This is a genomic window from Ruminococcus sp. (assembly GCF_024691275.1).
In the GTDB taxonomy this organism is placed as follows: domain Bacteria; phylum Bacillota; class Clostridia; order Oscillospirales; family Ruminococcaceae; genus Ruminococcus.
In genome coordinates this window covers 42,300-64,995 of the sequence record NZ_JAILNU010000040.1, presented here as the reverse complement: position 1 = coordinate 64,995, position 22,696 = coordinate 42,300, and the positions used below count along the sequence as shown (strand labels likewise).

The window sequence follows — 22,696 nt, the reverse complement described above, 5'->3', positions numbered from 1 at the left end:
AAATGAAATTCTTGCAGCTAATCAGGATGAGGAGATCGATTTCGCTCAGGCTATCGACGAGTCATTCAAAAAAATACATACAGGAGAGAAAGTTAAAGGCACAGTTATCGCTGTAAATAATACAGAAGTTATCGTTGACCTTGGTACAAAGCATACAGGTTATGTTGCTCTTGACGACCTTACAGACGATCCTTCAAAGAAGCCTTCTGACATCGTCAGCGTTGGTGACGAGATTGATCTTGTTGTAATTAAGGTAAACGACGCAGAGGGTACAGCTGCTCTCTCTAAGAGAAAGGTTGACGAGCAGGCCGGCTACGAGAAGATCGTAAAGGCTCAGCAGGAAGGCACAGTTCTCGAAGGTGTCGTTCAGAGCGTTGTTAATAAGGGCGTTACTCTCACAGTTCTCGGCGTAAGAGTATTTATCCCTGCTTCACTCACAGGTCTCCCAAGAGGCGCAGAGCTCGACCAGCTCCTCAAGAAGAAGGTAGAGTTCATCGTTATCGAGGTTTCCGAGGGCGGCAGAAAGAGAGCTGTTGGTTCTATCAAGGCTGTTCAGAACGCTAAGAAGGAAGAAGCTAAGTCCAAGTTCTGGGAGACAGCTGAGGTCGGAAAGACTTACACAGGTAAGGTCAAGTCTCTCACAAGCTTCGGTGCATTCGTTGATCTCGGCGGCATCGACGGCATGGTACATATCTCTGAGCTTTCATGGAAGCGCATCAAGCACCCAAGTGAAGTTGTAAACGTTGGCGATACTCTCGAGGTATACATCAAGGATCTCGATCAGGAAGCTAACCGCATCTCACTCGGCTTCAAGAAGGCTGAGGACAACCCATGGGAAATCTTCAAGGCTAACTATCAGGTAGGCGACGTAGTCAAGGCTACTATCGTATCTATTACAAGTTTTGGTGCATTCGCACAGATCATCGACGGCGTTGACGGTCTTATCCACATCTCACAGATCGCTGACCAGAAGGTAGAGAATGTCAAGGACGTTCTTTCTGTAGGCGACGAGGTTGATGTTAAGATCATTGATATTGATCCTGAGTCAAAGAGAATCAGTATTTCTATGCGCGCTCTTCTCGAGAACGCAGATGACGCTGAAGAAGCTTCTGAGGACGCTGAATAATCAGTAAACTATCAGGCTGCACATAATGTGCAGCCTTTTTTATTCTAACTATAACGAGGTGAAGTTCTATGCGTAAAAAGCTTATCATTCCGATCATGCTCGGTCTGAGCCTTCTGGCTTCATGCGGTCAGGATACAAAAGCTGAAAAAACCGATGACACAGCTGTTACCACGACTGAGACCACGACATCTGCAGCGGCTGCCACAACTGCTGCCACAACCAAAACCGAAACAGCTGCTTCAGAAACCACCACTTCAGCCGCAACATCGACCGCTCCAGCAACAACCGAAAAAGCTACGGAACAGCAGCCTGAAACAGAAGCTGAAACAGATCAAAACGAAGAAGACAAGAATATACTTAAAGCTGTCAACGTGCTCAGGGACAACTACAAGTATTTCTATATGGAAGGTACAGAAGACGGTACTTTTAAACACCATGATCCCGACGGAAATCTGATCGACTTCAAGAACTTAGAAAACTATATGGTCTATGAAGCCGAGAATCTGACCGTTGACAGAGTGCTCGGCCGTATTGCCGATGAGCAGGATCTCATTGATAAAGCAAGATATTTGCTTCTCAGCGGCAAAGGTCAGGATTACATAGACCAGCTCGAAAAAGAGCCTGCTCCTCAGGACGGCATCGGCTTCACAAGAGATGATCCGCCGTTTTCAGCCGATTATTATGAAGACTATGATGTCTGGCGTGTACGCCGCATTCCTGCTTCGTGGACAAGAAACGACGGCGCAGTACATAAAGTCTCATGGAGTGAAGGCTCCAGCTATGTGCTCATACGCGGCTGCGACGGAAAAGTATTAGGCACGTATATCAATTACTGAATCTGCTTGTCAGACAGAAAATCACATAACAATGCAAAAAGCCATAGTACCCAAGTGATACTATGGCTTTTCTCTATAATAACTCTATAACGTTAGTCTCAGTCTAAAGGAAGTTTATCAACAAGGTGAAGCAGATAGAGCTGTATCGTGAGTGCATCGTTGGCTGTTAGACCGTTATTGCCCTCAACATCAGCATTTTTGAGCCCGCCCTCTGTGATATGTGATTCTTCCGAACCGTTCAGACCGTACTTGTTAGGATTTGCAAGAGCCTGCATGATAAGAACCACATCTGAAAGATCTACACCGCCATCATAGTTTGCATCGCCTGCAAGATAATTGTACTGCGGAGGAGCTGTGGTAGTGGTGGTCGTAGTTGTTGTAGTTGTAGTTGTGGTGGTAGTCGTAGTGGTAGTAGTCACCTTGACTGCCTCCTTAACGAATGCAGTGTAGTTCATACAAGCACCGCTCATACCGTTTGTACCGAGAGTGAATGTCTCCCCTGCTTTGAGCTCCTTAGCGTAAACATCGAAGGGTCTTACAGCCTCGCTGTCGTTGATCTCAACGATCTCGCCTGTCTTGCTCATATTCCACAGCCATGAAGGAGGATTTGTTACTCTCTGATCCAGTGCAACGTATACCGTGATATCCTTAGCAGCTGTGAGTACAGCCAGATCAGAATCGGTATTCTTTGAGTTGCAGGCTGTTAGGATATGCTCTCCGCCGAGAATACTTGAAGGAACTGATGCGATAACGTGCTCGCGGTCGCCGAACGCCTTGTCGCCTACCGAATAGCTCTCAGCGATAGACCACTGAGCGCCGTAGCTTGCGTCCTTGATGTCAAGGCGGGCGATAAGTGTGCTTCTCATATACTCATCGTATCTCGGAGGAACATCGCTGCCGTCGGAAACTGTACCCGCATTGTATGTCTTGTTCTGCATTCTGCCTGCATTAGCCATTACCTCGGACTTTGCAGCATCAGCAGACTGAACATTGTAGCTGCTGTATATCTTCGATGAATCTGTATCGAAGTTATCGTAGCCTGCACCGCCGCTCTTGAGGTTGTTTATGTAAGCCTTGTCGCTTCTGTTGTAAACTATCTGGTAAGCCAGACCGCTGCCCATATTGCAGCTGTCGAACTTGTCGCCGCAGGACTTGATAGTTCCCGAATAAGCGTCGCTGCCCATATTTACAGCGTCAAGAGGGAGATTGGTCTTTTCGTAATAATTAGCCTCGGAGAATACCTTTGAATTGTAGGAAGCTCCGATACCGTACTGCTTGTTGTTGTAGAAATAGTTGTTGTAGCTGTGAACGTGAGCAACTCTCGCACGAGGGTTACGGGACTCGGTATTATTGAACCAGTTGTGGTGATAGGTTATCCAGTCCTGCTCGTGTGATGTGCCGCCTCCTACGAGAGAGGTCTTGTGAGCGTCCTTGAATACGTTGTAGGAAACTGTTACGTACTCAGCCCACTTGATATCGAGAGAGCCGTCGCCGTCAGCCTTGTCGTCGTCAACGATGCCGTTGCCTGCGTAAGCGTTATAGCCCTTCTCAATTGTGTTGTTGTGTACCCAAATGCGTGAAGACTTTGAAGTGCTTCCTCCCGACATTGAGATACCGTCGTCAGGGTACTGACCCAGCCAGAGGTTCCTTACCTCGCAGCTTGTGGAGTGCTTCATATCAAAGCCCCATTTATTGAGGTTTGCGTCGTAGCCGATCCCCTCTACGGTAACGTTCTTGCCGCCCTTCATGTAGAGCATATTCGAGCCGTCGTTCTGCTGACCGTTATTAGCCTTAGCGCCTGACGGAACGTCGATAGTGCCGATAAGTCTGAAGCAGACATTGCTCGGACCTGCATCAAAGATATTGAACAGACCTGTTTTGCCGCCCCATGTGATAGTATCCTTGTTGGAATTTGTAACATAGATGACAGTAATTCCTGATTTCAGAGTACCGTCGTTGTTGTAAGCTCCTATGCCCTCGGAGTTGTTCCAGTGAGCGTAACCGCTGCGGTCATGAGCCATAGTCTTGATCTTGCAGCTTGCAGAACCGTTTGACCCCTGTAAGCTGACAGTATAAGAAGTATTTCCCTTGAGTCCGGGAATATCGACTCTTGTGCCTCTTATGAGCTGAGGATCAACAGATGTATAGTCAGAGCTGCCGTCCTGAGCATAGCTCACCTTGACATTATTTCCCAGCTTTGAGCTGTCCCACTCAACGTAGGCAGTCTCAAACCAGCCGCCGCAGGTCTTGATAGCTCCCTCGATATTGGAAGATGGCTGGTCGTTGCTGCCGCTGGTATTTCCTTCGCCGTTAAGGAAGGAAGGTGTCCAGTTGTTGAGATAATTCTTGATGTTGATGTTTGCAGCGTCGCTGTCTGAAACGATATGGCCCTTACGCTGTGAGAGGTCGACACGCTGTCCGTTTGAGAGCTTAGTGCCGTTCTCCTTGAAGCCGTCAACGCTCTCGGGCTGTACGCCGCTCATTGAAGTCCAGCCTGCTGCTGTTATCATGTTGCCGTTCTGGAGGGTGGTATTCACGAAGAGCACCTTTGCGGTTTGACCCCACGGTCTGCCGAGATAGCCTGCGCTTACAGTAAGCTGAGAGTTCGCAGTTACCTTGCAGTCCTTGAAGAGATATCCTGTGTAGGGGCTTCCCTGTCCTCTTGCAGCGGTGATATAACCGCCTACAGAACCGCTGCTGTAGCCCTTCCAGCGAAGCTCGCAGTTGTCGAATACAGCATTGCTGCCGCCGAAGATGTAGTCTGTCTGACCCTCGATGAGACAGTTCTTGTAGTACTGCGGAGAACCGCCTGTGTAGAGAGTATCCTGACTTGACAGTAACTTACAGTTGAGAAACTCGGCATACCCTGTATCAACAGAAAGAGCTGCTGCACGTTCTGTTGCTGCCTTTGATTTCGCATCGGTCCAGTTATTTCTCACCTGAGTGATCTTTGTGACAGAGGTGTCGCCTGTAAGCTCAACACCGTCGGCAAGCTCCTCCTGAGTGATGTAGCGGTTGAAGGAATTCTCGAAGGTGATATTCTGAGCCTTGAAGTTTGTAGCCTTAGGCCAGAGCTGTACAGTAGCTCCCCAGCGGTAATTAGCCACGTTCTTGCCGCTCTTTGCATTTGCGAGATTTGCGTCGTAATAGCCCTTGGAGTTTGCACTGTAGTACTTGTAGCCTATGCCGTAGTACCATGTGAGCACGACTTCGCCTTTGCTCGGCTCGTCATTTACGAATGAAACATAAGGTGTCTGGACAATGACCTGCTGACGATAAGTGCCCGGAGCTATATGTATCGTCACACGGTTTGATTCTGATGATGGGTTGAGACTTGCAGCCTTGTCCACAGCCGCCTGAACTGTCGAAAAGTTGTTGTTCCTGCCTGAATATCCCACGTACAGGTCAGTGCCTGCCGCATGGGCTTCGATGCGCGGCAATACTGCAAATGATGCAAGCATTACCACAAGAGCAGAAGCAAACGCAATAAGCTGCAATGAGAGCTTTTTTGTTCTGCTAACCATTGTTTTTACTCCTTTTCATAACGGTTATATCCGCTGCCTAAAGCGGAACTTCCATAAACTGCGGTGAATATCCCTCCGACACAGGGAAAGTCGGTGCGCAGAATATACACCTATACAGGATAATTATAACACGCATATAATAATATGTAAATAAGCGACATATAATTAATTATATTTTTGTAGATATATACAATTAGTATTTCCGCCCTTTGTACATATTTCATCACTCTCCCTATAGATATATATGGAATTTTTATTGTATTTTCCGTCAAAAATGCACCTATCTTATTGACAATATCACGCAGAATGGTATAATAAATGTATATTAAAACAGCATTGGAGGAATATTATGAATTTCGACAGCACAGAAGAATGGAAAAGCAAGATCAAGCGCGTAATTATTTCCGAGGAAGAGATAAAAGCAGAGCTGAAAAAAGCAGGTGAAATGATAAATTCCATCTACGACGGCTCACCTATACTCCTCGTGAGTATCCTGAAGGGCGCTTTTATTTTTATGGCAGACCTCTGCCGTGAGGTAAATGTCCCCTGCGAGATAGATTTCATGGCTGCGAAGAGCTATTTTGAGGGAACAGAATCCTCAGGACACGTTCAGATAACCATGGATCTGAAGCATGATATCAGCAAATACCACGTTATCATAATCGAGGATATCATCGACACAGGACGTACCCTCAACGAGCTTCTCAAGCTCCTGAAACTGCGCAATCCCCTCTCGATCAGAGTAATAACCCTTCTCGACAAACCCGACCGTCGCGTCGTTGACCTGAAAGCAGACTACTCGCTGTTCACTATCCCCGATTATTTCGTTATCGGCTACGGTCTCGATTATGGTGAATTCTACAGAAATCTCCCGTATATCGCAGAATTTAACAATGAATGAGGTAAGTAAAAATGGTTGAAAAGTTATTTAAGCTGAAGGAACGCGGCACTGATGTCAAGACCGAGATCGCCGCAGGTATCACAACATTTATGACTATGGCGTACATCCTCGCCGTAAACCCCAATGTACTTTCGTCCACAGGCATGGACAGCACCGCAGTTCTTCTTGCTACCTGCCTTGCGTCCTTTGTCGGAACCATATGTATGGCATTCATGGCAAATCTCCCGTTCGCACTCTCGGCAGGCATGGGTCTTAATGCATATATGGCATACACTGTATGCGGAAACCTCGGCTATTCGTGGCAGGTGGCTCTCCTTGCAGTATTCATCGAGGGCATCATCTTCATCGTACTTTCCCTTACAAAGGTAAGAGAAGCCATTTTCGATGCGATCCCCCTTTCCCTGAAACGCGCGGTATCCGTGGGCATCGGACTGTTCATCGCCTTCATCGGTCTCCAGAACGCAGGACTTGCAGTTGATTCCGCAACTCTTGTTACTCTCACCGATTTCACTGAGAATTTCAGCACCGCAGGCGTATGCGCACTCCTTGCAGTTATCGGACTTCTCATAATGTCCATACTCTACATCAAAAAGGTCAAGGGCGCTATCCTTATCGGTATCGTTATCACATGGCTGCTGGGAATACTTTGCGAACTCACAGGCATATACGCTCCCGATGCAGAGGCAGGATTCTATACGCTTATCCCTTCATTCCATATGACCGACTTCTCAAAGCTCGGCGAAACATTCGGCGAATGCTTCGATGTGGATATGAACTCAGTCGGCATATTCAACTTTGTCGTAGTAATATTCTCGTTCCTGTTCGTTGACCTCTTTGACACTCTCGGAACTCTCATCGGCGTCAGCACAAAGGCAGGACTTCTCGACAAGGAAGGCAAGCTCCCTGCTATCAGACCCGCTCTTATGGCAGACGCTGTAGCAACTACAGCAGGCGCTGTATTCGGTACATCTACAACGACTACTTTCGTTGAGTCCTCCGCAGGTACAGCCGCAGGCGGAAGAACAGGTCTTACAGCTCTCACAACAGCCGTACTGTTTCTGCTCTCAATGTTCCTCGCACCAATATTCATCTCTATCCCTGCATTTGCAACAGCTCCTGCGCTGATACTCGTGGGATTCCTCATGTTCAGCACGGTCTCCGAGATAAAGGTAGACGAAAAGAACTACACATCGGCTATCCCCGCATACCTCTGCGTTATTGCTATGCCGCTGTTCTACAGCATCTCAGAGGGTATCGCTATCGGCGTTATCTCTTATGTAATCATCAATCTTGCCTGCGGAAAGCGCAAGGAGATCAATCCTATAATGTACGTTCTCGCAGTTCTGTTCATTCTGAAGTACATCTTCCTCTGATACAGCTGCATTAAAGGAGCTATACTATGAACAAATGGAAAGCAACAGCAGCCCGACTTCATGACCTTTCGGTAAAATACCGCAATGCAAAAAGACTTCCCGAATCACAGATACATCAGGATATCCTCATAAGAGCATTGAAGCTCCTCCATGAAACAGCTCCCGAAGCCGAGGCTCTCATAAGACCTCAGCTGCGGATAATGCTGCCATACACCGTTCGCGCAGACGAGAGCGGTGACCGCGAAAACGGCGCAGGGAGACACTATTACAGCGCCTGCACCTCATCGCTCAGACGTGTATCGCCTGTATGCGGCTACTACAAAAACGGCAAGGACCTGTTCGCAAAGAGCGCACGAACTATGTTCGAGGAGGACTACACAATGGCACTGACTATGCATCATGCAGGCTTTATCGGTCAGGGTGCGGTCTATCTCGCAAGAGCCGTCCATATGATGTCGGATATGTGCTGTCTTCCTCACGCAGCGAAGATGACGTATTTTTCCAGCAAGAAATGCGTCCACGTCAGCTATGAGGATCTGGCACGAGCATTGTATCCCGAGTTCGTCCCCGAACAGCACATAACCTCCGAAACTCTGCACCGTTTTGCCGTGAGAAGCAGCTTTTCAACAGCTATCAACAGAAACACTGAGCGCATATGCTCAGAAGCAGAAAAAGTCCATACTGCTCCCATAAAAGAGATAGTAAAGCGGCTTTACGACACCGAACAGGCTGTTGCAGCACTGCTGTACCGCTTTTACCGCGACACTCTGGTAACACCTCAGCGCGGTCATTACGCCGCCGACGGTATGATATGCAGATTTTTCGCCGACACTCCGCCGCTCTCAGTGAGAGTCACGGAGCGCGGAATAGTTTTTGAGCTTGCAGGAATGCCTGTGAATACGCGGTTCGGCAGTATCTTCAGAATAGCTCACAGACGCAGCGGAAAGTTCTCCATCTCGCCGATAAATGAGCGGAATGGTCTTGCAGTCTCACGGGACAGCAGTAAGCTCGTAAGCTTTGACCCGCGGGACGAAAAACAGCTGTTCAGCATAATGTAAACCGAAAACGCTCCGCAAAAGGGAGCAAATAATAAACAAAGCCTAAGATATTTCTTAGGCTTTTTGTATTATATGAGTATTTTTTCAGAGATCGTCCATATGTCTTGCCGCATTCTTCTCGTGCCTTTCCTTTTCAAGGGTATATGGATCCTTGATATTCCACTGTACCTTGTTCATCTCGTATATTTTCTGTTTCGGCTCAAAGTACGGGAAACCGTCCTGCTGCTGAAGCCATTGATACATCCTGACATTCATGATATTCCTTACACTAAAGCCTATGAGCACACCGAATAACGCAAACGTGAACAGCGAAAAACCTGACATGAGCATTATCATCATCATCTCACTGAAAAAACCAACAGAAGAAATAACGGCAAGCACAGTATTCCTCTTATACAAACTCAATACTCCGCCTGCACTCGAAGTCAGATAGACAACTGTACTGATAAGATAGTTCTTCTCTCCCGAAGAAATGAGCAAAAAGGCAGAAAAAAGAAAGAATATCAGATTTGCCGCGCAAGTTATAAAAAATATCTTGTCCTCTTTTTTTATCCTGTTCATCTGAGTCCTGTTCTTGGTATATTCCACTTCAAAGTCCATATTATTACCTCGCCAAATATTTTATTAAAATGATTCTAACATTTTTTTATTTTTTTGTCAATAGAAGCTTGCTGCCCCGAGAGCTGTCGGACAGGCAGTACTTTTTTCGCAAATTGCAAAAAAACTGTTGACTATTTCATGATTATAGTTTATTATATTATTGTATGACTTTTTGTACATAATAACTTTGCACAGCTTTTATCCCACCCTTCGGGAAATACTGAAAGCTCAGGGAGTTGTCTGCATTTTTATGCTTAACTTGAAACGAAATATCATCTGCACTCTGCTCGGAGGTTCATTCATAGGATTCTCAGCAGCAAGTGCGCTGTTCTTCTCAACAGCCAAGGTCAACAAGTCGAAATATCCCATATTCGGCGTTGACGTATCAAACTATCAGGGAGATATCAACTGGAAGGAGCTGGAATCCCAGAACGTTTCCTTCGCCTTTATCAAAGCGACCGAGGGGAGCGGTCATACCGACGAATCGGTAAGAAGAAATCTGGACAGGGCTGCCTCCACAAATATCAGAGTATCCGCCTATCATTTCTTCAGCTTCGACAGCTCGGGAGAAACTCAGGCTGACAATTTCATATCTTCTGTAGGCAGGAACGAGATAGATATGCCGCCCGTTGTGGATATCGAGTACTACGCTGACAAGCGTTCCAATAAGCCATCAAGGGAAGAAGCCGAAAGCATACTTCGTCCCCTCCTGACAAGGCTTGAGAATTACTACGGCGTAAAGCCCATAATCTATACTACCCTGCCTGTGTACTGCCGATACGTAAAGGAGAATTTCTCCGAATATCCCCTTTGGATACGCAGCGTGAACTGCGAGCCCGATCTCCTTAACTGGAAATTCTGGCAGTACAGCGACAAAGGCACTCTCAGCGGCTATGTCGGCGAAGAAGAACACATAGACCTCAATGTTTACAACGGCTCTGCCGATGACTTCAACAGGGAATTCGCAAAGCCCACACAAAAAGCGGACGCAGAGTCTGCTTCTCAAAGAAAGGCGAAAAAGTGAAACCATTTTTAATAGAAGCTCCTATAAAGGACTATATCTGGGGCGGTACGAAGCTCCGTGAACTATTCGGAAAGAAAAGCGACGGCGAACGCCTTGCGGAAAGCTGGGAGCTCAGCTGTCACCCCGACGGGGAATGTATAGCTGCAAGCGGCGAATTCAAGGGAATGAAGCTTTCTGAGATACTCCGGAAGCACCCCGAGGCTATGGGAAAGAACTGCAAAAAGTTCAGCAGCTTCCCCGTACTCGTAAAGCTCATCGACGCTAAAAACGATCTTTCCGTACAGGTACACCCCTGCGACGAATATGCCCGTAAATACGAAAACGACAACGGCAAGACCGAGATGTGGTATATCATCGACGCTGAACCCGATGCCGAGCTGGTCTACGGATTCAAGGAGAGGATAACCAAGGAGGAATTCCGCAGGGCTATCGAGGAAAACACCCTCATGGATAAGGTGAACAAAGTCCCCGTAAAAAAGGGCGACGTTTTCTTCATCGAACCTGGTACGCTCCACGCTATAGGCAAGGGCATACTCATTGCCGAGATACAGCAAAGCTCAAATGTTACCTATCGCGTTTACGACTACGGAAGACTCGGCGCTGACGGAAAGCCAAGACAGCTCCACGTCGAAAAGGCTCTCGAAGTCACAAATACAGAGCCTCTTGATCCGCACAGACCTATATACGGAATGGAACTGGACGGCGCAGTTGTTCAACTCCTCGCAGAGTGCGAGTACTTCAACGTGAACCGCGAAAGAATAATCAAGGAAGTTCAGCTGGGTACTGACGACAGCTCATTCGCTCATATACTCGTTATCGGCGGAAGCGGAGAGCTCTGCGCAGACGGCTGCAATATACCGCTCACTATGGGTTCAAGTGTCTTTGTACCCGCAGGAGCAGGATCATACGTTATAAAAGGAAATTGCGACGTGATAATCACGGCAATTCCATAAGGAGGATATATAAAATGAAATACTATGTAGGAATCGACCTCGGCGGTACAAATATCGTTGCAGGTGTTGTTGATGAAAATTACAACATCGTTTCTAAGGCAAGCACTAAGACCAATTGTCCGCGTCCCGAAAAGGAGATCGCTGACGATATGGCAAGAATGGCTATCGAGGCTGTAAAGAGCGCCAAGCTCACTATGGACCAGATCGAGTGGATCGGTGTTGGTACTCCCGGTATCGCAAACAGCGAGACAGGTATCATCGAGTACTCCAACAACCTCGGCTTCAAGGATACTCCAATGGTGAAGTACATACAGGAAACTATCAACAAGCCTGTATTTATCGAGAACGACGCTAACGCTGCTGCTTACGGCGAGTTCGTTGCAGGAGCTGCAACGGGCGCAAAGAACGCTGTTTGTATCACTCTCGGCACCGGTGTCGGCGGCGGCATCATCATCGACGGCAAGATCTACTCAGGTTCTAACTTTGCAGGCGCTGAGATCGGTCATACTGTTATCGAAGTTGACGGCGCTCAGTGTTCATGCGGCAGAAAGGGCTGCTTTGAGGCTTATTCTTCCGCTACAGGTCTTATCCGCATGACTAAGGAAGCTATCGCAGAGCACCCCGACAGCATCATGGCTAAGTCTGCTGAAGAAAAAGGCAAGGTAACAGCTCGTACTTCATTCGACTGCATGAGAGCAGGCGACAAGTACGCTAAGGCTGTTGTTGACAAGTACATCAAGTACCTCGCAGCAGGTATCACAAATACTATCAATATCTTCCAGCCTGATATCCTCTGCATCGGCGGCGGTGTCTGCAATGAGGGCGATCCGCTCCTTCTCCCTATGAAGGAACTCGTTGCTAAGGAAGTTTACACACGCAACTCACCTAAGAATACAGAGATCGTTATAGCTAAGCTCGGAAACGACGCAGGCATCATCGGTGCTGCATTCCTCGGACGTGCTAACCAATAATGAGCCATTAGGCATTAGCCTTTAGTAGGGAACGCCGCCCTCGGCGTTCCAACATCGTAGTGGCTGGCGTCCTCGACAGCCCGCTTAATAACGAAAAAAGCCGTAGTATTTCACATACTGCGGCTTCTTTGTTGACATATTAAGCTTTTTGAAGTATAATCAAATTAGAATGAATTGTAATTAAATGTGTAAAAGAATATAAAAAGGGGGAATTATATGAAACTTATTACATTAAAATGTCCCAATTGTGATGCTACTTTAGAAGTGCAAGATGGAATTGATACCTTTTACTGTATGTATTGTGGGAATAAAATTATGCTTGATGGTATGAGTAAAGTTGCATATCAATCAAAGGTAAAAGTAAAGGAAATGGAGCATAAAGAACATATAGTTGATAAGCAAAATGAGCAGGAGCGTTTCAAGCTCATAATGAAAGCCGAAGAAGAGAAGCGAAGCGACAGGGCTATAGGTAAAATTTTTATCGGATATATATTATTCTTCCTTTTGCTTTTGGGTGGACTTGGTGGAATTCCATATGTAGAACATAGAAAGAATATTAAGCAACTTAAAGAAATTGAATCTGAAATAAATCAAGCAATTAATAGCGAAGATTATGATAGAGCCTTGCTTTTGGCTAATCAATTATATTGCAAAGATAATTGGACATCTGGTGAAGATGAAGTTTGGGATACGAAACGTGAAAATTACATTTCTTTAATTTTAGATAAAAAGCGAATATCAGAATCGGCTTCCGAAGATTATATTCTTGTTCCTAATAATTCCGATAATCTAATTGGAAAAAATTATTCTAAAGTTGTTAAACAATTTGAATCTGCAGGATTCACAAATGTAATAGCAAAAGTTTCAACTAAAAAATCAGGTTTATTGGATTGGGATAATACAGTTGAACATATTACTATTAGCGGAAAATCAAGTTTCACTAAAGAAGATACATTTGCAAAGGATTCGACAGTGGTTATTTACTACTACTTAGATTAAGTAATTCCTTGATAAAACATAACATGAAATAATTGAAAAAGTATATATTAATCCTGATTTAATATATCAAAACCCAAAAACAAACCCGAAAGCTTCGGATAAACTGCTTTCGGGGTCTGTTTTTTATTGTTTGTTTACGTCACGGGCAGCGAAACACCGCCCCTACAAACTAAAGGCTAATGGCTAACGGATTAGAACGCCGAGGACGGCGCTGCCTACTTCGCCATATTGCGGTATTGGTTCGGGGTTACGCCAACTGTTGCAAGGAACTGGCGCAGGAAATACTTGCTGTCCACATAGCCGCACTGCTCGGCAATTTCCGCCATACTCAGTGGAGTTACCGTCAGGCAATAGGTAGCCTTTGCCATTCGTGCGTTGATGCAGTCCTTATGTATACTTACGCCGAAGCACTTCTTATATACCTCGCGGAGATGTCCTGCGCTGTAAGGATAAAGCTTCTGGAGCTTTTCCGACTCGAAGCTGTCCTGCGGATTGCTGTAGATATAGCTGCGTATATTCAGCATAGCCTCATAGTGCGGACGCATACGCATCTCCATTTTCTCGCGCTGACGCTCGGCAAGTATATCCGTACAAGCCAACGTCATCTTTCTATACGACTTTTCAGTACACTTGACAGCTGCACATACAAAGGAATCAAGTCCGTACTGGTCGATATACACTCCGTGCTGGAACATTATGGAATTCAGCCTATTCTCAAGGAGCTCGGTGTCGCCCTCGCCCTGAATTATGCAGGCAAAAGTATTGTCGTTGACTCTGCCGAAAATATCGTTGCTGCCGCAGAACTGCTTGACAGCTTCGGCTGCGTCCATGATGGCAGGTATCTTGCCGCTGAGCTCGTAGAATCCCGCATTGGATATGCCAATGCGCATCATAACAAGACAGCTGTCCTGCTTTTCGAGCTCTATGGTGTGATATACCTTCCTCATGCCTGTCTCATTGTACATTCCCGTGAGAGTATCACGCATATCGGAAAGATTCTGGCACTGGGTAAGATACTGTATATCATTTTTCATGCGCAGGAACTCAAGTCCGTTGGATACGGATTTGAGCCAGTTGCGGTAAATATCGTCATATGTATCGGGATCATGATACTTTAGTACAAGATGTCCAAAAAGACGGTCATTGAAGAACAAAGGGTTAAAATAGTACACCGCAGGTTCATAATTTTTGGAAAGCAGTGCCGCAAAATTATACTTGTGAAGATCAAATGGCGTTCTGTCATCCCAGTTGACCATACTCTGACAGGAAAGTATCTCGCTCAGCTCTGCATCTGAATCATACCAGTTTTTGTAAAGGCACAGGTAAAAGCTCTGGATACCGCGCACCTGCCAGTGATACTCACTGCATATATCAGTAAACTCGCTAAGGGTGCGGCACTCTGTAAGCTTCTGATCCAGCGGATTAAAGAGATTCCAGTTGTCGTATTCGCGCTTTGTTCTTGCGCTTTTCAGTTCTTCCTTGTACTGCTTGCGGTCAATTCCGCAGGTACAGCTTGTGCCGCATATCATTTCTCCCTTTGGAGGCGCAAAAAGGAACTCGCGCTTCTTGATGCGGCTGTACACAAGGTTTGCTGCATCTTCTCCTATAGTTTCGCGGTTTCGCTTATAGGTAGTAAGTATAGGTGAATGCAGGAAACGGTCGCCTACGAACTCATAGCCGACTACAGTTACATCATCGGGGACATTTATGCCAAGCTCATCAAATCGGTCGATAAGTCCATACGCCATATAGTCATTGGCGCAGATTATCGCCTGCGGCAGTTCAAGCTCGCCGCTGTGGTAGCGCTCGGCAAGCTCTTCGCCCGAATTCATCCAGAAATTACCGAAATGGACACGGCTCTCGTCGTACTCTATGCCGTGCTTTTCAAGCGATTTTCTGTATCCGTTCACACGTAGGTTGGAGGCTTCAATGAAATCGTAACCGGTGATTATGTCGATCTCCGTAAATCCATGTTTTTCCACAAGATGATCGGTCAGATCCTCAATATCATTCTCATCGCTGGTATTTATAAAGGTACAGTTAGGAAGGTCCAGATCAGAGTTATATGTGCCTACAATGACAATGGGGATATTCTTGCGGACAAGGTGATCTGCGATGAGCTTTCTCAGCTCCTCATTGACGAAGGACTCGGATATAACTATCAGAGCGTCTATCTCGTCGGACAGGATAAGATCGTATATCCTGTTCTCGCAGTAAAGTTCCTTTTCCTTGACATTAGGATTATAATTGTTGGAGAAAACTATGGTATCGACACCGACACACTGGTCAAATCTCGCAATTCCCTTTATGATCTGACGCTGCTCAATGCTGTTCGCCTCCGCAGCTACAACGCCAAAGATCATTCTTTTTTTCTTTATCAAGTTTTCCCACCCCTGTTTTTTTGCTTAGCCGTAAAAAAGTAATTTGCTGCCTATTTATTAAATTAAACTCCTGATAAAACGGCTGCATCAATAGAAGTTACATTTATTATACATGATTTATTAAGAATTGTCAATTAACTTTTCTGCATTTTTTCCACCAGAACCTCATTTTTGTGGGTTGAATATTAATACGCCGTTATATCTTACAATTGTTGCATCTGTTCATTGTGCACCTTGCCGATTTTATTTTTCCTGTGCAGCAATTTGTGCACCTGACGACACTTATGTTATGAATTCGGATTCAAAGGAGGGATTCGCATGATCGACTACTCCGCAGACGTACAACTCGCGCGGGAAGGCAGCACCGATGCTTTCGCAAGACTATACTCCACTGTCTATGAAGACCTTTATCATATTGCGCTGTATAGCCTGCGAAACTCCCACGATGCTGCTGATGCTGTAAGCGATACCGTTATGGACGCTTTCTGCTCAATAAAAAAATTACGAAAGCCTGAAAAATTCCGCAGCTGGATAATGACGATACTCGCAGCAAAAATCAAACGCAAACAGCGCTCTTACTTCGAGCCCAATGATGAGCTGAGCGACGATTCTCCCCTCAGTGAGAACTTCAGCTTTGAATCAGTGGAGCTGAGAGAGGCTGTTGACCGACTCGACAGCGAGTCAAGGCTGCTGCTGTCAATGTCAGTCCTGGGCGGTTATTCAAGCGATGAGATATCCGCGCTTTGCGGTATCAAATCAAGCACAGTCCGTTCAAAGCTAACACGTATAAAGCAGCGGCTGCGGCTTGAGCTCACCCCTGAATTATGAGCCACGAAAGGAGAATGAACATGAAAAATGATGACAAGCTCAAAGAGCAGATGAATTCAGAACCTGTTCCCGACAGGCTCAGACCTGAGAATATAAAGATAATGCTGGACAATGAAGCTCCGAAGAAAAAGAGAAAGGGCATCGCTGTCAGCCGTATAACCGCAGCTGCGGCAGCCTGTGCAGTGATCGGCGGTACTGCCGCTTATAACTGGAACAACGGAAAGATAAATAAATCAAGCGATAACTCGCTCATCGAGCCCACTACAAAGCAAGATGTCAGAACGCCGGAAGCAAAGCCCGCAGAGCCCGAAACAAAGAAGTTCAGCTATATGAGCGGTGCTGAAAGCTACGAACAGATATACAATATGTTCGAGGAAGCTAATAAAAAGGCAAAAAAAGCCGCGGCAAAGACCTACGGAGCCATGACAAAAAGCAATTTTGCCGTAGAAGAAGCAATGCCCGACTCAGCTGACGAAGAAGTTGATGTACCCAAAACAAACGGCGGCGAGTATTCAAGCAACGCAGGTTTAGGCGGCAGCGGCGAGATAGAGCCTGAGGTACCTGTAATATCAACTTCCGATGATGAGAAAACCACAGAGCCTGTCACCGAACCTGCTACGGAACCCACCACAGAAGCTGAAACGGAACCGACGACCGAAGCCGAGAAAGATCCCGAGCACTCCGATACCTACTATCAGGAGCAGGACGTTCTCGAAGCTGATATCGTCAAAACTGACGGAAAGCATATCTACTACCTCGGCAACGATATGAAAGGTAAATATAACTCCCCTGTTCTCCGCGTCGCAAACGTCAAGGACGGCAAGTTCACGAGCCAAAGCTCAGTCGATCTCAAGAGCGACATAAACAAAAATGCTGAGGAATACACCATTACCGTTAATGATATGTACATCTATAACGATATGATCGCTATTATCGGCACTGACTACACCTCAATCTACTCATACAGCAACGGCGATTTCTGCGGCTCATGCAACGGCTCAACATTTGTTGCGTTCTATACTACAGGCGACCAGCCCGAGCTGATAGATGTATACACTCAGGACGGCTCCTATGACGACGTGAGGATCTCTCCCGACGGATATATGCTCCTTCTGTCCGACTATACCAGCTATTCCTTCGACAACATCGAAAACTCAGGCAACGAGAATAGATATATCCCAAGCTATGGCTGCCGAGATGATGTCAAACTCATACCCGCCGAGGATATCCTCCTCCCGGCAGATGATGTCAACGGATTCTGCGAAAACGGCTATAATCTGCCTTATACAGTCATCGGAAGCATTGACCTCAATGAGTCGGGCGCACCAAAGTCTTATGATATCAAGTCCCTCGCAGGTTATACGGGCAGCATCTACTGTTCAGCCGATAATCTCTATTCCGCTTCATACTCATGGAACGACGACAACACCACAGAAATCACACGTATTTCCATTAAGGACGGCGATATCGTCCCAATGGCAGGCGGTACTGTGCAGGGAAGCATCAAGGATCAGTTCTCCATGAGCGAGTATGACGGCTATTTCCGCGTTGCTGCTACTTATACCGAGACTGAAAAGGTATTCCACAAGTACTCCGACGACTACGATTACGGCTTCTTCGAGGGAATATGGAACAGCATAGTTAGTGACGACGATGAAGAAGGCTACTACACATACAACACCATCAAGACCGATACCCGTGTGTACGTTCTCGATATGGATATGAATATCGTCGGAAGCGTCGGTGAACTCGGTGTTGGCGAGCAGCTCAAATCAGCAAGCTTCAGCGGCAATATGGCTTACGTTGTTACATTCCGCCAGACCGATCCGCTCTACGCTGTTGATCTCAGCAATCCGCAGAACCCTGTAGTTCTCGATGAATTCAAGATAAACGGATTCAGCACATATATGCAGCCATGGGGCGACGGTCTTCTCCTCGGCTTCGGTCAGGACGCTGACGACAACGGCAGAATATCCGGTCTGAGACTGACTATGTTCGACAACTCTGACCCCAACAATCTCAAGGCAGCAGATGTATTCACATGGAACAGTCAGTATTTCTTAGAAGATGATATAAGAAATCAGTCTGAATCATACTACAGCTCAGAAGCAACATACCAGAGAAAAGCTCTCCTCATAGCTCCCGAAAAGAACCTCATAGGTGTTCCGATCAATAAAGAGACGTATTCTTACGACAACGACTATAACGCTGAATATTCAGCCGTATATCAGTACGTATTCTTCCGATTTGAGGACGGAAAATTCGTCGAGATCGGCGATATCTCCACCCCTGTCAACGGCTGGGACGATTATAATACCATATCTCGTTATAACAGAGCTTTATATATAGGCGACTATGTATATACACTTTCAAGCAATAAATTCATTGCTGCTGAGATAAGCACACTCGAGATCACAGACGAACTCGTGTTCTGATGCAATAACAAAGCCCGTGAGCAATTGCTCACGGGCACTTTTATGTTATGATCGCGCAGATAATCGCAAATAGGATAGGTGCAATATATACAGCCAATGATGTCAGCAGATAGACTGTACCGCTTTTTTTATAACCTGATGCGATCAATACCGCACCCAGAACAGTTCCAATTAAAGGGAAAAAAGAAAAAATCAGCAATACAGGATTCACTTTATCATATTGAGGGGCGTAATTTCTCCCTCTCGAAAGCGGAGAATACATCTCAGGTGTATCCTCTGGTTCATTTTTCCATTCCTCAAAACCATGATCTACATATGAATCGCAGTACGGGCACTGGATATCATACTCGGATATAGACGCACCGCAATGTTTACAGGTCATAATAATCCCTTTCCTTAATCATTATCTCATGAATATATATGTGGTATACCCTGCATATACTGCAAGCATCGTCGCTCCGTGCCAGCGGAGCATCTTTTTCTGCGGTATGCACATAAGAAGCACCATAAGGCTCATAGCAACAAGAACTGCCGTATCTATGGCATTATTCACAGTGAAGCCGATAGGCGATATTGCCGCTGCTATGCCAAGTACAAAAAGGATATTGAATATGTTGGAGCCGACTACGTTTCCGAGAGCCATATCCACCTCGCCCTTTCGTGCCGCAACTATCGACGTTACAAGCTCGGGCAGGCTCGTACCGAGAGCCACTACCGTCATACCGATAAGGTTGTCCGACATTCCGAACGCACGGGCTATATCAGACGCGCCCTCAACTACCATTTTTCCGCCCACTGCAATGGCAGCCGCTCCTCCAAAGATAAACAGCAGACACTTCCACATGGGAAGGACTTTGTACTCGTCCGTTACGAATTCAGGGTCGTTTTCTCTCGCCTTTCGCGCAGAGCTTATCATCATATACAGGAAAAATGCAAAAAGCACAAGGAGCACGATACCGCCCCATCTTTCGACCTTGCCTGTGAATGCGCCAAGTCCGAGAAGCACTCCTGCTGCTCCCATAGAAAATGGCAGGTCTTTTTTCAGAGTTTCCTTCCCGACTGCCATAGGACACAGCAGCGCGCATACTCCGCATACCACCATAAGGTTGAAAATATTAGAGCCCACGGCGTTGCTTATGGCGAGATCGTTCTTTCCTGCCAATGAAGCACTGACGCTTACTGAAGTCTCGGGCAGGCTCGTACCCATAGCAACAATGGTCATACCAATGATAAGTGCAGGTACTTTCAGACGCTTGGCTACCGATGAGCTTCCGTCAACAAAAAAATCAGCGCCCTTAATGAGCAAAACAAATCCACCGATAAGTAATAAATATTTCAGCATTTATAAAATCTCCTAACAGCCGTTTTACAAGTTCAAGAGAACTTGCCACAAGTTCTTTAATTCTTTCCACTCTTAATATTATATCACATATCTCCTGATATTGCAATACCCATCGACAGTCTCAACAAAAATTCATACCTTATTTGACAATTTATCTCAGCTTGTCCAAATTTTTGCTTTCCCATGAAAAAAACAAAAATTGCCTTGAATTCGACTATGGTTTGTGCTATAATTCGGAATGGTGTGTTTACCTATTTAATAGGGTAAATTATTTCGCGGATCCTTTCCGCTTGTTTTCGGAGGTTAATATGACAGCAGCACAGATCTTTGCCGTCGTTATCTTCGTCGGAATGTTCGTTATGATCGTTCTCGACAAGATCGAAAGGCACTATGTCACTCTCGGCAGCGGTATCCTGACTCTCGTAGTCGTTTTCGGCATTTGTATGCGAAAAGGCACGGCGATAATGGACACCCTTGCCTTCAAAAACTTCGCTACCAAGGACTTCTGGTATCAGGTCACTGAAAGCGAAAGCAAGGGTATAAACTGGGCAACTATCATCTTCATCGCAGGCATGATGGTCATGGTAGAAGGTATGGCGAAAGCCGGATTCTTCCGCTGGCTCTGCATGAAGATCGCTTATCTCGTTAAGTGTAAGACAGTGCCTATATTCATCACTTTCATGATAATGGCAGCAGTTCTCTCAATGTTCATCGACAGTATCACCGTTATCATGTTCCTTGCAGCAGTTACTATCGAGCTTGCTTCACTGCTCAAGTTCAATCCCGTTCCTATGATACTCTCTGAGATATTCTGCGCAAACCTTGGCGGCTCGGCTACAATGTGCGGAGACCCGCCGAATATCATCGTAGGTACTTCACTGGGATTCTCATTCTTTGATTTTCTTACAAATACAGGTCTCTGCGCAGGCATCTGCCTTGTAGTATCAGTTATATTCCTGTATTTCGCTTTCCGCAAGGAGCTCGTAAGCAACAGCAGCGCTCCCGTGGATATGAGCAAGTTCCCTAAGCCTTCTGAGGCTATCACAAGCAAAAAAGACTTCACTATAAGCTGTATCATCTTCGCACTCGCTGTATTACTTCTCGTTACACACGCTACAACACATCTCACAGTTGCGACCATCGGTCTTTTTATCGCAGTTATCACCCTTATCTCTTTTGGCAAACACGCTATCTCGCTTCTCAAAAAAGTTGACTATAAAACACTCGTATTCTTCATCGGTCTGTTTATCGTTGTAAGCGGTCTTGAAGAAACAGGCATACTCAAGCTCATCGCTAACTTCATCGGCGATATCAGCGGCGGCAACATCAAGCTCATGATCGCTATTATCCTTTGGGTATCCGCTATCGCAAGCGCTTTCGTGGACAATATCCCGTTCGCTGCTACGATGGTCCCGATCATTCAGAGTCTTTCCGAGACTTCGGGCGTTCCGATATCAACTCTCGCATGGTCACTTGCTATTGGTACCGACATCGGCGGAAGCGCTACTCCTATCGGTGCGTCCGCAAACGTTGTGGGAACTTCCGTTGCTCAGAAAAACGGCTATCCTATCGGCTGGGGCAGATACTGCAAGAAGATCGCTCCTGCTACAGTTATAGTTCTCGCTATTTCAACAGTTTACCTGTTTGTACGATATCTTTGATAACATATTGATTTTTTAACCAATATGTGCTATAATCTATTATCATGGGATATCATCAAAAGGAGGAATACGTATGTCACAGGTCATTATTTCTGTAGGTCGTGAATTCGGAAGCGGCGGCCGTGTTATCGCAGAGGCTCTCGCTAATCGCTTCAATATACCTATCTACGACCGTCATCTCATCACAGAGATCGCTAATAAAACAGGACTTACTCCCGAAGAGATCGAAAAATACAACGAAAAGCCAAAGAACCACCTGCTCTCGCGCCGCGTAAACGGCTACAGCAACTCCATCGAGGACAATATTGCCGAGATGCAGTTCAAATTCCTGAGAGAAAAGGCGGCAAGCGGCGAATCCTTCGTCGTTGTCGGACGCTGCTCGGAAACAAAGCTCCGCGACTTCAAGTGCCTTGTTTCGCTGTTCGTTCTCGGCGATATGAGCGAAAAGGTCAAGCGTGTCATGAACGTTTACGAGCTCACCGAGGACAAGGCTAAGGCTTTTATTGATAAAAAGGACCGCAAGAGAAAGCGCTACCACAACTATCACTGTGAAGGTCACTGGGGCGATTCAAGACTCTATGATCTCAGCGTAAACAGCTCACGCCTTGGCATCGACGGTACTGTCGATCTGCTCGAAGATTACATAAAAGCAAGAATGAGCGAATAATCATAAAGAAAAGCTGC

The 22,696-nt window shown here is 46.1% G+C and carries 17 protein-coding genes; 13 read left to right on the top strand and 4 right to left on the bottom strand.

Annotated elements, in window-relative coordinates:
- Both K6G33_RS05110 and K6G33_RS05105 read left to right on the top strand, forming a co-directional pair.
- A partial coding sequence (locus K6G33_RS05110) for a S1 RNA-binding domain-containing protein (protein WP_296776971.1) occupies positions 1 to 1,126 on the top strand: 1,126 nt, incomplete at its 5' end.
- Between the two features lie 68 nt (positions 1,127 to 1,194).
- Positions 1,195 to 1,962, top strand: a complete 768-nt coding sequence (locus K6G33_RS05105; RefSeq protein ID WP_296776969.1) for a hypothetical protein — start codon at positions 1,195 to 1,197, stop codon at positions 1,960 to 1,962.
- A 98-nt stretch (positions 1,963 to 2,060) separates the two neighbouring features.
- Here K6G33_RS05105 and K6G33_RS05100 read toward each other — a convergent pair whose 3' ends face one another.
- Entirely contained in the window at positions 2,061 to 5,486 is a 3,426-nt protein-coding gene (locus K6G33_RS05100; RefSeq protein ID WP_296776968.1) for a pectinesterase family protein, read from the bottom strand.
- 349 nt (positions 5,487 to 5,835) lie between these two features.
- Between K6G33_RS05100 and hpt the strand changes: the two genes are divergently transcribed.
- The 3 genes from hpt to K6G33_RS05085 are packed head-to-tail and all read left to right on the top strand — an operon-like array spanning position 5,836 to position 8,818.
- Positions 5,836 to 6,387 (top strand): hypoxanthine phosphoribosyltransferase, encoded by a 552-nt coding sequence (gene hpt, locus K6G33_RS05095; protein ID WP_296776966.1) that lies wholly within the window; start codon positions 5,836 to 5,838, stop codon positions 6,385 to 6,387.
- Between the two features lie 11 nt (positions 6,388 to 6,398).
- The gene (locus tag K6G33_RS05090) at positions 6,399 to 7,760 is read left to right on the top strand and encodes an NCS2 family permease (RefSeq protein ID WP_296776964.1); all 1,362 of its coding nucleotides are present in this window, start codon (positions 6,399 to 6,401) and stop codon (positions 7,758 to 7,760) included.
- A 26-nt stretch (positions 7,761 to 7,786) separates the two neighbouring features.
- On the top strand, positions 7,787 to 8,818 hold the full coding sequence (locus K6G33_RS05085; protein WP_296776962.1) for a hypothetical protein: 1,032 nt from the start codon (positions 7,787 to 7,789) through the stop codon (positions 8,816 to 8,818).
- A gap of 84 nt (positions 8,819 to 8,902) precedes the next feature.
- Here K6G33_RS05085 and K6G33_RS05080 read toward each other — a convergent pair whose 3' ends face one another.
- Positions 8,903 to 9,418 (bottom strand): hypothetical protein, encoded by a 516-nt coding sequence (locus K6G33_RS05080; protein ID WP_296776960.1) that lies wholly within the window; start codon positions 9,416 to 9,418, stop codon positions 8,903 to 8,905.
- Between the two features lie 250 nt (positions 9,419 to 9,668).
- On the opposite strand from K6G33_RS05080, the gene K6G33_RS05075 reads away from it, so the two are divergent.
- The 4 genes from K6G33_RS05075 (at position 9,669) to K6G33_RS05060 (ending at position 13,365) form a co-directional block, all read left to right on the top strand.
- Positions 9,669 to 10,442, top strand: a complete 774-nt coding sequence (locus tag K6G33_RS05075) for a GH25 family lysozyme (protein ID WP_296776958.1) — start codon at positions 9,669 to 9,671, stop codon at positions 10,440 to 10,442.
- The gene (locus K6G33_RS05070; protein ID WP_296776957.1) at positions 10,439 to 11,395 is read left to right on the top strand and encodes a type I phosphomannose isomerase catalytic subunit; all 957 of its coding nucleotides are present in this window, start codon (positions 10,439 to 10,441) and stop codon (positions 11,393 to 11,395) included. Before K6G33_RS05075 ends, K6G33_RS05070 begins: the two co-directional genes overlap by 4 nt.
- A gap of 14 nt (positions 11,396 to 11,409) precedes the next feature.
- Positions 11,410 to 12,366: an ROK family glucokinase gene (locus tag K6G33_RS05065; RefSeq protein ID WP_296776955.1), complete on the top strand. Its 957-nt coding sequence runs from the start codon at positions 11,410 to 11,412 to the stop codon at positions 12,364 to 12,366.
- A gap of 216 nt (positions 12,367 to 12,582) precedes the next feature.
- Positions 12,583 to 13,365 (top strand): hypothetical protein, encoded by a 783-nt coding sequence (locus tag K6G33_RS05060; protein ID WP_296776952.1) that lies wholly within the window; start codon positions 12,583 to 12,585, stop codon positions 13,363 to 13,365.
- Between the two features lie 215 nt (positions 13,366 to 13,580).
- On the opposite strand, the gene K6G33_RS05055 is transcribed toward K6G33_RS05060, so the two are convergent.
- On the bottom strand, positions 13,581 to 15,746 hold the full coding sequence (locus tag K6G33_RS05055; protein ID WP_296776950.1) for a substrate-binding domain-containing protein: 2,166 nt from the start codon (positions 15,744 to 15,746) through the stop codon (positions 13,581 to 13,583).
- Positions 15,747 to 16,064: 318 nt separating this feature from the next.
- On the opposite strand from K6G33_RS05055, the gene K6G33_RS05050 reads away from it, so the two are divergent.
- Positions 16,065 to 16,574: a sigma-70 family RNA polymerase sigma factor gene (locus tag K6G33_RS05050; protein ID WP_296776948.1), complete on the top strand. Its 510-nt coding sequence runs from the start codon at positions 16,065 to 16,067 to the stop codon at positions 16,572 to 16,574.
- A gap of 20 nt (positions 16,575 to 16,594) precedes the next feature.
- Positions 16,595 to 19,009: a beta-propeller domain-containing protein gene (locus K6G33_RS05045; RefSeq protein WP_296776945.1), complete on the top strand. Its 2,415-nt coding sequence runs from the start codon at positions 16,595 to 16,597 to the stop codon at positions 19,007 to 19,009.
- A gap of 403 nt (positions 19,010 to 19,412) precedes the next feature.
- On the opposite strand, the gene K6G33_RS05040 is transcribed toward K6G33_RS05045, so the two are convergent.
- Complete coding sequence (locus tag K6G33_RS05040; RefSeq protein WP_296776943.1) at positions 19,413 to 20,351, bottom strand: calcium/sodium antiporter; 939 nt, start codon at positions 20,349 to 20,351, stop codon at positions 19,413 to 19,415.
- Positions 20,352 to 20,659: 308 nt separating this feature from the next.
- Here K6G33_RS05040 and K6G33_RS05035 point away from each other — a divergent pair, with 308 nt between their 5' ends.
- Both K6G33_RS05035 and K6G33_RS05030 read left to right on the top strand, forming a co-directional pair.
- The gene (locus K6G33_RS05035) at positions 20,660 to 22,012 is read left to right on the top strand and encodes an SLC13 family permease (protein ID WP_296776941.1); all 1,353 of its coding nucleotides are present in this window, start codon (positions 20,660 to 20,662) and stop codon (positions 22,010 to 22,012) included.
- Positions 22,013 to 22,085: 73 nt separating this feature from the next.
- Positions 22,086 to 22,679: an AAA family ATPase gene (locus tag K6G33_RS05030; protein WP_296776940.1), complete on the top strand. Its 594-nt coding sequence runs from the start codon at positions 22,086 to 22,088 to the stop codon at positions 22,677 to 22,679.
- Positions 22,680 to 22,696 lie beyond the last annotated feature (17 nt).

Bases quoted from the DNA above. Each gene is read 5' to 3' on its own strand.
- K6G33_RS05105 (WP_296776969.1), top strand. From the start codon at position 1,195: ATGCGTAAAAAGCTTATCATTCCGATCATGCTCGGTCTGAGCCTTCTG.
- K6G33_RS05100 (WP_296776968.1), bottom strand. From the start codon at position 5,486: ATGGTTAGCAGAACAAAAAAGCTCTCATTGCAGCTTATTGCGTTTGCT.
- hpt (WP_296776966.1), top strand. From the start codon at position 5,836: ATGAATTTCGACAGCACAGAAGAATGGAAAAGCAAGATCAAGCGCGTA.
- K6G33_RS05090 (WP_296776964.1), top strand. From the start codon at position 6,399: ATGGTTGAAAAGTTATTTAAGCTGAAGGAACGCGGCACTGATGTCAAG.
- K6G33_RS05085 (WP_296776962.1), top strand. From the start codon at position 7,787: ATGAACAAATGGAAAGCAACAGCAGCCCGACTTCATGACCTTTCGGTA.
- K6G33_RS05080 (WP_296776960.1), bottom strand. From the start codon at position 9,418: ATGGACTTTGAAGTGGAATATACCAAGAACAGGACTCAGATGAACAGG.
- K6G33_RS05075 (WP_296776958.1), top strand. From the start codon at position 9,669: ATGCTTAACTTGAAACGAAATATCATCTGCACTCTGCTCGGAGGTTCA.
- K6G33_RS05065 (WP_296776955.1), top strand. From the start codon at position 11,410: ATGAAATACTATGTAGGAATCGACCTCGGCGGTACAAATATCGTTGCA.
- K6G33_RS05060 (WP_296776952.1), top strand. From the start codon at position 12,583: ATGAAACTTATTACATTAAAATGTCCCAATTGTGATGCTACTTTAGAA.
- K6G33_RS05050 (WP_296776948.1), top strand. From the start codon at position 16,065: ATGATCGACTACTCCGCAGACGTACAACTCGCGCGGGAAGGCAGCACC.
- K6G33_RS05045 (WP_296776945.1), top strand. From the start codon at position 16,595: ATGAAAAATGATGACAAGCTCAAAGAGCAGATGAATTCAGAACCTGTT.
- K6G33_RS05040 (WP_296776943.1), bottom strand. From the start codon at position 20,351: ATGCTGAAATATTTATTACTTATCGGTGGATTTGTTTTGCTCATTAAG.
- K6G33_RS05035 (WP_296776941.1), top strand. From the start codon at position 20,660: ATGACAGCAGCACAGATCTTTGCCGTCGTTATCTTCGTCGGAATGTTC.
- K6G33_RS05030 (WP_296776940.1), top strand. From the start codon at position 22,086: ATGTCACAGGTCATTATTTCTGTAGGTCGTGAATTCGGAAGCGGCGGC.